An 11,761-nucleotide genomic window follows, 5' to 3' on the forward strand; every position below is an offset into this window, starting at 1 on the left:
TGCCTGAGATTGGCCGATGCGGCTTCCAACGCCTGCTCCAGCTTCACCAGCCAGACATCGGCATACGGATTATCGGCAGCGGCATCCACACTGATGTTGCCCGCCCGTCTAATGACCTGCGGCATCCCCAGGATCTCCATCACCTTATGTGTACTGCTGATTTCTTCCCGTCGGCGCCCCGCCCACAGCCGGATAGCATAGTGAGTATGCAGTTCAATCGTTAATGACGAGGTTAAGACACCGGCGCGTAAACGCGGCTGAGATGCGGTTTTTTCTTCTGCATCAGACATGCACAAAAACTCCTGTTTGGCCTTGATAAGTCAGCCAAACTATCAGGGCAAAACAGGCGGTGACTCAATGAATAACCAGTTATGGAAAAGGAGATAAAATTACTTACTTTTATCTCCTTATAAAAAAATCAATTTTCATTCACCATTAGCAAAACAAGTAATGTTTAATTTTTGGTCTCCTTTTTGGCAGTTCCAACGCTTAATGCTTACATTCAACTCCCCATGATGCCCAATCTTTCAAATTCACGCTTGCGATTAATATATTTTTGTTATCAGGTATTCTTATTTGAAAGACAAGCAACATACTTAATACCGTTATTATTCTGAGCCAATTGTGCCAGTGTCTCTGGTATTTCCTCAAAATTAATAGCCTTAATTTCAGGTAAAATTAATTCATTGCGATAAACTTGCTGTAAAAGCGCTTCTCCTTCTTTTACTAACTGACACCATTGATACTCACTACCATGAGTATAAATTGCACCTAAACCTACCTCATGTAGTGATATACATGTAGTAAACGGCTCTAATGGAGCTTGTTCTACTCGATCTTGTACGCAAACTAAGTGTCCATAATACTCAAGCATTGAAGCTAAAGATAAAGCACTTTTACTGTCAACCATATCAAATGCCGCGTACAAAGGTACTTTTTTTAGTTTTTCTCGCCAGTTAGTCTGGTGATAATCATATGTTTTATTAACTCCCATAGAACGTAAAAAATTATGGCGATGAGAACTTGCAGTCGCATGGACTATAGCTCCTTTCTGTATCAGAAGCTGGCATAGCAAGCTACCTACAGCTCCCCCAGCACCATTTACCAAAACATCTTTTCCAACTAAAAAAGGTACTTTATTCATTGCTTGATAAGCTGTCAGAGCAGCACAAGGAAACACAGCAGCAGATAAATCACTTAATTGTTCAGGAACCGCAAGAAGAGATTTAGCATCCACAATAGTATATTGGCTAAAGCTTCCATCTCTACGCAAATCAGCAAAGTAAGCTACTCTCGCTCCATGGCGAATATGTTTAATATTTTTTCCTATATCAATAACTATTCCCATACCATCTACACCTGGGATTTGATTTTTTTTCCAATCACTTGATAATCCGGCTATTAGTTTCCAATCAACCGGATTAATTCCAACACATTTATTTTTTACTAAAACTTGATTTTCTTTAAGTTCTGGTAATATTTTCGTTCCAAGCACTAATTGGAGAGGATCTGGATTTTTTATCCATTGCCAAGCTTTTGTTGTAATCATAGTAATATTTCCTTAATTTATGAAATACATTTAGAGTTAACTCAGTGAATATAAATAACTAAAATTATTTTTATATATATCCATAAGAAAAATCTGACACCAATACTTTAACAAGTGAGATATCATTCCATAAATAAATTAACTTTCATTACATAACATTAAATAAAGCAATATTATTCAGTTATTATTTAAATAATATTATTGAGCTATATAACTTGTGACACCCAACTCTCAACAATTATAATACACCCAGACTAAAACCTTCATAATTATTACCTAATAGAACCCACTGCGCATGAATAATATAATTCGATTCTTTTCACATGACAAAGAAAGTTAGAAAAGTATATGTGTGCATAGCTCAGGAAGAAATTGACCATTTTTTTATAGTCATTTCAAATAAAGGTAAAACAATATTTGGGTATAATATATCATTACACAATCCATTCTGATCTGATTATCAGACCACATTAAATGGCCTCATTTTTATTCCCCCACCCAAAAAAGATTGTTTTTATAGACAGTGTTGGCAGTACCAGTGTTGTATATTTTTTGTTCTCTTCTGTAACTACCAGTGAAGTTCAATTTTTAATCAATTTTAGTTTTTATGGGTACTACGCCAGCGTCAACTGCTGATGGATAATCACCTTGCCATCACTAGACTCCCCCGCAACCTTATGCGTATTACTGATTTCTTCTCATCTGCACCCAGTCCAAAGCTGGATGACATAATGGGTATGTAGTTCAATCGTCAACGAGGATGCTAAGACGCTTTCGCTCAACCGCGATGAGGTGAATAGACGAGATTGATCTGGTGTTAAAATTGATTGATATTAGTACAAAAAATCAGAGATATCATGTTACCTGACTTCGCTGGAACATTATCAGAGAAATAAAAAGGGAGAAATGGCATCTTGACCACACTGTCTTTCACTGAAAATCTGTCCATCATGAAAAGGCAATTTTTTAGCCACTGCTGGCAGTGCCAGCAGTGGATGATATTTATACAACAATTCCGATAAAGTTCCAGTGCAAAAATTGACTCTTTGTGTATATCTAGTGACCAAACCACAATTCAAGGTTTATTAAAACGACAGGCTCAGTGCCAGTGCAGACAACGTTACGAAAAGAACCGGAATGGTCATCACGATCCCGACACGGAAATAATAGCCCCATGAGATAATGATATTTTTCTGCGCGAGAACATGCAGCCAAAGTAACGTCGCCAGGCTGCCAATAGGAGTGATTTTAGGTCCCAGATCACTGCCAATAATATTGGCGTAAATCATGGCTTCTTTGATAACGCCCGTTGCCGTACTGGATTCAACAGAAAGTGCACCAACCAGAACGGTAGGCATGTTGTTCATAACCGATGACAGAATTGCTGTCAGGAAACCCGTGCCCAGCGTAGCTCCCCAAAGACCATAACCAGTCAGGGTATTCAACATGCCAGACAAGGCATCGGTGAGACCGACATTACGCAGGCCGTACACCACCAGATACATTCCAAGGGAGAAAATAACGATTTGCCAGGGTGCCTTTTTCAGTACATTACCCGTATTGATCACATGACTTCGGCGAGCAACCAGCCAGAGGACAAGAGCGACGACAGCAGCAACCAAACTTACAGGGACGCCTAAAGGCTCAAGAGCAAAGAAACCCGTCAATAACAAGACAAGCACAATCCAACCGGTTTTAAATGTGTACACATCACGAATAGCCTCATGCGGTAATTTCAATTTCGCAACGTCATAGCTCTTCGGAATATCTTTGCGGAAAAACCAGTGCAACATGGCAAGCGTAGCGGTAATAGCAGCGATATCAACCGGTACCATGACTGAGGCATAATTATGAAATCCCAGTTTGAAGAAGTCAGCAGAGACGATATTCACCAGATTGGAAACGATTAACGGTAAACTGGCCGTATCGGCAATAAATCCTGCGGCCATGACGAACGCCAGCGTGGCTCCCCTGCTGAAACCGAGCGCCAGAAGCATAGCAATCACTATCGGAGTCAGAATCAACGCCGCACCATCGTTTGCGAACAGCGCGGAAACACTGGCTCCGAGCAAGATAATATAGGTGAACAGCCAACGGCCTTTGCCACCTCCCCAGCGTGCAACATGCAGAGCTGCCCATTCAAAAAAGCCCGATTCATCAAGCAACAGACTAATGATAATAACAACGATAAAGGCTGCCGTTGCGTTCCAGACAATTTGCCACACCACTTGAATATCACTGATATGGACAACACCTGTAATCAAGGCAAGTGTGGCACCAATGACGGCACTCCAGCCAATACCAAGCCCCTTTGGTTGCCATATCACCAGGATCAGAGTCAGAATAAAAATTGCTCCTGCAAGCCACATGGTTTTCTCCTAACTATACATATGTGAAAAATCGAATGTGTTTGAATAAATTTTTTCTTGTTACTGACAGACGGATTTACCACTTGTTGCCGAGTTAATCTTCTGAAGTCGCGTACTCAACTGAGCTATCTCAACCTGCTGACATTGAAAAGCCTGTTCAAGCACATTGGCTGCCCAGACAGGGATATGTGGAGACAAACGATAGTAAATCCACTTGCCTTCACGTCGATCTAAAAGCAACCCAGCTTCGCGAAGCATGGCCAGATGGCGCGAAGTTTTAGACTGCTGTTCCTGAAGTGCCGTTGAGATGTCGCAAACACACAGCTCGCCAGTCTCACGTAGCAACAGCATGATGCGGAGGCGCGTCTCATCTGAAAGATATTTGAGGATAAGCTGAGTCATAAACACTCCTATTGCTGAATTGAATATCATACTCAGGAGTAACGGATCGTCAATAATACATTGCTTAAGTGAATATGTTTTTGGGGAAAAGTTAAAAGCCCAATTGCTCAGTATAATGTATTCCACGGGAAATCAACTGATTATAAGAAGTCGATTATTTAATCACTGCTGGCAGTGCCAGCAGTGCTCATTTTTCAATCAATTACATTATAATAATATTTTGCCTGTGTCAGTCGCTGGCGAATCTCTTTCACCATACTGCGGACATGGGTTTGTGAGGAGGGTGATGTAGAGCGTTCAGTTTCCTGTACGCATCTCACCGGCATTTTTGCAGGGACAGAAATAGCGACGGTGGTTTCAGCCTGTGCATACAGTTGCCCGTCCCGTGCCCGTTTCATCATCGTCAGTAGCCAGCCGACCGGATTACCGATTTTCCCTGCCCGTAGCGCCTTGTCCAGACAACTCAGTACGGTCTGCGCCTGTTCAGCGGGCAGCGTCTGCAACTGGCTGGTCAGCATCGTCACATCTTCCGATTCCAGTTGTCGGCACAACCCTTCCGGCAGAAAAACCGCAGATTGAGGTGCTACGTATGTTTTTTTATTCACACTCTGTGTAAAAGAACGTACATAACAGTTCGGTTTAGCTGAACCACTATAAGACGTTGATTTCAGGCTGAGTTCGGTATCCGAATTCAGTTCAGCCTGCGCCTCTTGTTGACTCAGTCCGGTTTCCGAACCCGGCCTGATTTCCCTGAGTTCGGTTTGCTGTTTGCCTTGTTGAAGAGACTGCATCGATAAACACAAACCACTCATCCTGCGTATCCGTGAACGGCAGTTCGGCATTGTCATAACAAAAACAGACAGCTCGCCAGATAACATTCATTTTGTGTCTCCCGCCGGTTGTTCAATCAGTACCGCATCGAATTTCTCCGCCCATAGGGGCACTAACTCACAGGCGAGACTATGTATGGTGTGTGCGGCAGCCGGACTTTTACGGGTGGTTTTATATTCAAGGCGATGCACGGGCTGAGCACGAACATGCCCCAATTTATAGATATCCAGCAGTTCTATCCGGGTCTCCAGCAACTGATAAACCTGCCTGCTACCCAGTGCTGAGGCGTCATATTGTCTGTGATTGATAACATAGTTCTTGGCATGATGTTCTCAAGGTAACGGTTTTTTTGCGAAAACAAGGATACCAGATCATCATGCCGTCCCAATTCCCCTCACAAAACATCCACAGCCCCTAATAAAAATAAATTAACCATTTCTAATGGTAATAATATAATTTGGTGAGCCTTGATATTTTTTGATACCTTGGATATGAGGTGTCTTGAGCAATCAGATTAACAATATATACTCTATGGATTTCAGGATAGGTTAGTGGGAAATTATATGAGTATGCTGGTACTAAAATTTATTTTTGAGTGTATCTATTCAAGGAAGTAAAACCGATCAGAAGTACAAATATCACCTGCAATCATTATTCGTAGAAAAGGTGAATAAATACGATTCGTTACAAATACTGGCTTAATTCCAGAGTAATTAAGCCAGTTTCTTTCAATTATTATCAGTAATTTTTTCGTTAAATATGCAATCCATTTTTAATGCTCTCGGCAAGCATTCCGGGGTCTCCAATACCTCTGATATTCTTTATAAATGGAAGGTCCAGTTTATCTGCCAACTCATCAATATTAATACCATCTTCAATAGACTGCTCGAATGTCAATCTCGTTATCTGGTTCCATAAATTTCCTGCAAACCACGAGCAGTTTGTTATAGGAGTATATACCCCATTTTTCATATCTTCAGAGGTAAGTTGCATCAGTTTTGCCAACTGGTTACTTTCATCTATTAACTTAGGTATAATTTTCATTTCTATTAATTCAGGGTTTATCGCTTTGCTATCAACCTTTACACAGCGCTGAAGATGAAATTTTCTCCCTGGAGAATCATTGGTATATTCTGAGTTTTTTACGAATCCATATCCTGCATGAAAAGCATATGATGTATTATCCCCTTCTTTTGCACTATTGAAGTAAATAACCCATGCATGACCAAAGCCACCTCCGCCAAAGTCACTTCCCAATACTTTAAATACTTCTTTAATTATTGTGTCTTTCTCACTCCAAGGATATTTTTTTACTATAGCCATAGCTTTTTCTATTATTGGCTTCATATTCGTACGATCAGCCGTTCGATTAGTCCGAATACATATTTGTGGGTAGCCGACACTTTCATCTCCAAATGGTTGATACTTGTCTGCCTTGATCATAATTACCTCCTTGAGATTGATATATGATGAAAAATAATTTAAATAAATAGCACGGTGTATTGTCACCTAGATACTGAGTCTTCGTGTTATTAGAAGATTTCGTATTTTTGAATAGTGAATAACTCTTAAAAATTCAACTAAAAATAGACTATATTTTATTGCGTTTTTTATTGAAGCATATTCCATTCTTTTATTTGCAGTTAAAAATAGGCATTACTCAATCGCAATACTTGTTCTGGTTGGTAATATTACTGACTTTATTTTTTATAATGAAATGACCACCACTGTATGGCATATATTACAATTACCCCATAATGGATTGATAATATTCACTCTGAATAATAATAAATAAAATAATACCATATAGTTATTGTAATAATAAGAAACGTTAACATTAAAACACCAAAAATCCTTGCGGAAAATATCATAAGGCGTAATAAAGTGAATGGTTATTGAAAAGTGATATATATTTTTATTAATTTAAATAAATAACCAAGATGTGTAATCATTTTAAATAAACAAGATGTAATTCGGAAATTATATATGTTTATTTTCACTGTACCTAAATCAGATTGAATAATATATAACGTAATTATCTATAAAACATTCAAACAGCAAAAATTGATATGCTTTATGAATTTCGTGAATTAAATATAAGTTAATATTAATTATACAACCATGAGTTTTCACTTGTTTATTTTATAAATCATCTATACTTGACTCAGATAATAAACATTAAAGGTATATAATCATGGTAACAAAAAAAGCACTTATAATAACTCTGGCAATGCCCTTCTTTATATATGGTTCATTAGCCAAGGCTGATACTCAGACTTTCGGCATAGGATATTCAAATAGTCAAATATCAACGCCTGCTAATACCTATCTTGATGGGGTTAATATTCATTATCGTTATGAATGGGACTCGCCAGTCAGTATTATAGGTACATTCACTCACATGAGGGGTAACACAAACCAAGTCGTAAAATATACAAACCCTACATCTGGCACTCATCAAAGCACACTATCTGAGCAGCCAGTAGCGTTTAAGTCAAAATACTTTTCCCTAATGGTAGGCCCTGCCTATCGCATCAATGATTATCTGAGTATTTATAGCCTAATTGGTATTGCTCATGTAACAAATAGTGCACATAAAATCTCCATAGATACTAATGATGAGTCTGTGGGTACTGGTGGAGCTAATCCCGCTGCTTCTGGTGGTTTTGATATTTTACCGACCTCTGATGAAACGCTGAAGACTAATGAGCTTGCTTATGGTGCAGGGATTGAAATTAATCCGGTGAAAAACTTTAGTGTTTATCTTGCCTATGAAGTTACTAGGTCAAAACATGCTCCCAGAGGATCGCGTAACGAGGGAGTAAACAACTTTATCAATGGATTTAATGTCGGTGTAGGGTATCGGTTTTAAGAAAAAATGAGTGCTAGTGCTTTAGCCTTTATTCACTTTTGTAGAAACAAAGCGCTATTCAGGGCTAAATATCATTTAATCCTGAATAGCGCCTTATTACTTTATAATTTAATAAGTACTTTCGTTCTACTGGTCTCTATCTTGTTGAGTCAGATAATTTTTTAAAGACCCTTATCCCTTCAAGGTCTTGGCTTATATTATAATGAAGGAAGCTCAGATAATGGCCAGCGCGCTTTCACAGTAACGCCTAAATTGTTCTTTGTTCCGCTTGCCAAACGGATCATTCCAGCAAATGCGATCATTGCCCCGTTATCAGTACAAAATTCAGGGCGGGCGTAAAAAACTTCACCGTGCAATTTTTCAGCCATATTTTGCATTCTGATACGCAATGTGCGGTTTGCACTCACTCCTCCCGCCATAACCAGCCGTTTGAAGCCAGTCTGCTCCAATGCCCGTTTACATTTTATTACCAGAGTATCAACAACAGCCTCTTCAAATGCGTGTGCAATATCTGCTCTGGTCTGTTCATCCTGTTCAACATCACAGCCCGTGATGTGATTGCGAATCGTATTCGCTGCAAACGTTTTCAAACCAGAAAAGCTGAAATCTAACCCCGGACGATCAGTCATTGGACGAGGGAAAACAAAACGTCCTGCTTTACCTTGCTGTGCTATACGAGAAAGAACAGGGCCTCCCGGGTAATCCAGACCCAGTAATTTTGCTGTCTTATCGAAAGCTTCACCAGCCGCATCATCAATCGACTCACCTAGCAGAGTATACTCGCCAATACCTGTCACGCTAATAAGCTGAGTATGACCACCGGAAACCAGTAAAGCGACAAAAGGAAATTCAGGTTTATTCTCTTCCAGCATGGGCGCTAATAAATGCCCTTCCATATGATGAACAGGAATAGCGGGGACATCCCATGCAAAAGCCAGTGAACGACCAATAGTCGCTCCAACCATCAACGCTCCCACTAAACCGGGGCCCGCGGTGTAAGCAACAGCATCAATATCTTTACTTGTCAGACCCGCTTCTTTCAAAGCCGCCTGAATCAGAGGAACTGTTTTACGGATATGATCACGGGATGCCAGCTCAGGCACAACTCCACCATAATCGGCATGTAGTTTTACCTGACTGTACAATTGATTGGCTAGCAGGCCGGATTTGTCATCATAAATTGCGATTCCAGTTTCATCGCAGGACGTTTCTATACCTAAAACTCGCATTGTACTTGTTATCTCGTCACGGTAGTTAAAGCAAATAATTAAAGCAAAGGCCAGTGTATCACTATCTATTTATAACCACATCTGTTTACAATCACTATTCAGATAGACCCAATAGTTTTCGGCTATACATATTTAACTCAATGACAGACAATAGATTCCATTTACATGCTGACTCTTTGCTCTGTTTAGTCTATAATCAGTCCCCTACTTGAATATCCAGTGTGGTTAAGTTAATAACGTCGGCTCAGATTGCTTGTTTTGCGTACAAAAAGGCAACCTATAACCCGCGACGTTGTGTGTTTCAATTTTCCACAGCCCTTTACAAAGCTGTGTTCATTGAAGTAAAATTCCGCACCATTTTAAAGACGGCTGGCACTATCACGCCAGCGACAAACCCGATTTCTATTGAGGTGAGAGGCACATGCCAGTAATTAAAGTACGTGAAAACGAGCCATTTGACGTAGCTCTGCGTCGCTTCAAGCGTTCTTGCGAAAAAGCAGGCGTATTAGCAGAAGTTCGTCGTCGTGAGTTCTATGAAAAACCAACGACTGAACGCAAACGCGCTAAAGCATCTGCGGTTAAGCGCCACGCTAAAAAGCTGGCTCGTGAAAACGCACGTCGCACTCGTTTGTACTAATCTTTGCGGCCTGTCCGCAAAGTGTTTGTTTTAACAAACTACTGCAGTTAAAGGCCGTGCTTTCTCTGAGAAAGCGCGGCTTATTCTCGTTCATCAACAGGCGTAAAAGGGCTTATGGCTGGACGAATTCCACGCGCATTTATCAATGACTTGTTAGCAAGAACCGATATCATTGATCTAATTGATGTCAGAGTGCCTCTCAAAAAGAAAGGTAAAAACCATCAGGCGTGTTGTCCTTTTCATAATGAGAAAACCCCTTCATTTACTGTTAATGGCGACAAACAGTTTTATCATTGCTTCGGTTGTGGAGCCCATGGCAACGCCATCGATTTCTTAATGAATTATGACAGGTTAGATTTTGTCGAATCCATTGAAGAACTGGCCACAATGCACGGGCTGGAAGTCCCTTACGAAGCAGGCTCAGGCGGCGGACATATCGAACGTCACCAACGGCAAAATCTTTATCAGTTGATGGATAAGCTAAACAGCTTCTATCAGCGTTCACTGACGACACCAAATGGACAGGCCGCCCGGCAATATCTGACCAGACGCGGGCTCAGTGAAGAGGTCATTCAGCGTTTTGCGATCGGCTTCGCCCCTGCGGGGTGGGATAATGTCCTGAAGCAGTTTGCCCATAATACCGAAGACCGCAATCAGTTAAGCGATGCAGGGATGCTGGTCACGAATGATAGCGGCCGCACTTATGACCGTTTCCGTGAACGTATTATGTTCCCTATTCGTGATCGCAGGAGCCGTGTCATTGCATTTGGTGGCAGAGTCTTGGGGGATGCACTTCCCAAGTACCTGAACTCACCGGAAACGGAGATTTTCCATAAAGGCCGCCAGTTGTATGGTCTTTATGAAGCACAGCAAAGCCACAATACCCTTTCCAGGTTATTGGTGGTTGAAGGTTATATGGATGTCGTCGCACTGGCTCAGTTTGGCATTGATTATGCTGTAGCCTCGTTAGGGACATCTACGACAGCCGAACACGTTCAGCTACTTTTCCGGACAACCGATAGTGTAATCTGTTGTTACGATGGAGACCGTGCAGGCCGTACTGCCGCATGGAGGACGCTGGAAACAGCATTGCCTTATCTGAATGATGGTCGGCAATTACGTTTTATGTTCTTGCCTGATGGCGAAGATCCAGATTCACTAGTACGCAAAGAAGGGCGAGAAGTATTTGAACAGAGAATGGAAAAGGCACTGACTCTGTCTGAATTTCTGTTTGATTCACTATTGTTACAGGTTGATTTAAGTACCCCGGAAGGTGCAACCAAACTTAATTCACTTGCGATGCCACTAATTAGCCAGATTCCGGGCGAAGCATTGCGGCTTTACCTGCTAAAGGAGCTTGGAAAACTGCTGGGCATACCTGATACTACACAATTGGAACGATCTCTGGCAAAACTTGTCAAAAAAGATACCAATACATATCAGGCGCTAAAACTGAAACCAACGACAATGCGCATACTAATCGCATTACTGGTGCAGAACCCGCATTTAGCGACATTAGTCCCTTCATTACAGGGAATGTTTTCTGCTCAGGTAGCGGGATTACCGCTATTTATGGAGCTTGTCGACACATGCCTTGCTCAGCCGGGGTTAACAACCGGTCAACTTTTGGAGCAATATCGCGATAATAAGTACGCAAAACAGCTTGAAAAACTCGCCGCATGGAACGATATACAAGTAGAAGAAATTGCTGAAAAAACGTTTAGTGATGCGTTAAATCATCTTTTCGCATCAGCGTTGGAAGAACGTTTTAAATTTTTGGTGGCTAAAGAAAGAACTGAAGGTCTGACACCGGAAGAACGTAAAGAAGTCTGGCTGATTTCTGAATCCAGCGCTAAAAAATGAATCCAGAAT

10 protein-coding genes and 1 pseudogene are annotated in these 11,761 nt (G+C 41.0%); 3 read left to right on the top strand and 8 right to left on the bottom strand.

Annotated features, from left to right (window positions below):
- The 7 genes and pseudogenes from AACS90_RS14865 to AACS90_RS14895 form a co-directional block, all read right to left on the bottom strand.
- A partial coding sequence (locus AACS90_RS14865; protein ID WP_153043691.1) for an AcaB family transcriptional regulator occupies positions 1 to 290 on the bottom strand: 290 nt, incomplete at its 3' end.
- A 272-nt stretch (positions 291 to 562) separates the two neighbouring features.
- Complete coding sequence (locus AACS90_RS14870; protein WP_099123217.1) at positions 563 to 1,549, bottom strand: alcohol dehydrogenase catalytic domain-containing protein; 987 nt, start codon at positions 1,547 to 1,549, stop codon at positions 563 to 565.
- Between the two features lie 1,085 nt (positions 1,550 to 2,634).
- Positions 2,635 to 3,918 carry an arsenic transporter gene (locus AACS90_RS14875; protein WP_099123218.1) on the bottom strand — a complete coding sequence of 428 codons (1,284 nt, stop codon included), beginning with the start codon at positions 3,916 to 3,918 and terminating at the stop codon, positions 2,635 to 2,637.
- Between the two features lie 60 nt (positions 3,919 to 3,978).
- Positions 3,979 to 4,320 carry a metalloregulator ArsR/SmtB family transcription factor gene (locus AACS90_RS14880; RefSeq protein ID WP_099123219.1) on the bottom strand — a complete coding sequence of 114 codons (342 nt, stop codon included), beginning with the start codon at positions 4,318 to 4,320 and terminating at the stop codon, positions 3,979 to 3,981.
- Positions 4,321 to 4,514: 194 nt separating this feature from the next.
- A complete protein-coding gene (locus AACS90_RS14885; protein WP_241538308.1) occupies positions 4,515 to 5,198 on the bottom strand; it encodes a hypothetical protein in 684 nt (227 codons plus the stop codon).
- A pseudogene (locus tag AACS90_RS14890) lies at positions 5,199 to 5,462 on the bottom strand (ParA family protein); the annotation flags it as partial.
- Between the two features lie 442 nt (positions 5,463 to 5,904).
- The gene (locus AACS90_RS14895; RefSeq protein WP_099123221.1) at positions 5,905 to 6,594 is read right to left on the bottom strand and encodes a hypothetical protein; all 690 of its coding nucleotides are present in this window, start codon (positions 6,592 to 6,594) and stop codon (positions 5,905 to 5,907) included.
- Between the two features lie 751 nt (positions 6,595 to 7,345).
- Here AACS90_RS14895 and AACS90_RS14900 point away from each other — a divergent pair.
- Positions 7,346 to 8,023 (top strand): Ail/Lom family outer membrane beta-barrel protein, encoded by a 678-nt coding sequence (locus AACS90_RS14900; protein ID WP_099123222.1) that lies wholly within the window; start codon positions 7,346 to 7,348, stop codon positions 8,021 to 8,023.
- 197 nt (positions 8,024 to 8,220) lie between these two features.
- On the opposite strand, the gene tsaD is transcribed toward AACS90_RS14900, so the two are convergent.
- On the bottom strand, positions 8,221 to 9,252 hold the full coding sequence (gene tsaD / locus AACS90_RS14905; RefSeq protein ID WP_099109704.1) for a tRNA (adenosine(37)-N6)-threonylcarbamoyltransferase complex transferase subunit TsaD: 1,032 nt from the start codon (positions 9,250 to 9,252) through the stop codon (positions 8,221 to 8,223).
- Positions 9,253 to 9,673: 421 nt separating this feature from the next.
- Between tsaD and rpsU the strand changes: the two genes are divergently transcribed.
- The gene (rpsU, locus tag AACS90_RS14910; RefSeq protein WP_001144069.1) at positions 9,674 to 9,889 is read left to right on the top strand and encodes a 30S ribosomal protein S21; all 216 of its coding nucleotides are present in this window, start codon (positions 9,674 to 9,676) and stop codon (positions 9,887 to 9,889) included.
- Between the two features lie 114 nt (positions 9,890 to 10,003).
- A complete protein-coding gene (gene dnaG, locus AACS90_RS14915; protein ID WP_099123223.1) occupies positions 10,004 to 11,752 on the top strand; it encodes a DNA primase in 1,749 nt (582 codons plus the stop codon).
- Positions 11,753 to 11,761: the final 9 nt, after the last annotated feature.

It is taken from the genome of Xenorhabdus sp. KK7.4 (assembly GCF_963876465.1).
Classification (GTDB): Bacteria; Pseudomonadota; Gammaproteobacteria; order Enterobacterales; family Enterobacteriaceae; genus Xenorhabdus; species Xenorhabdus stockiae.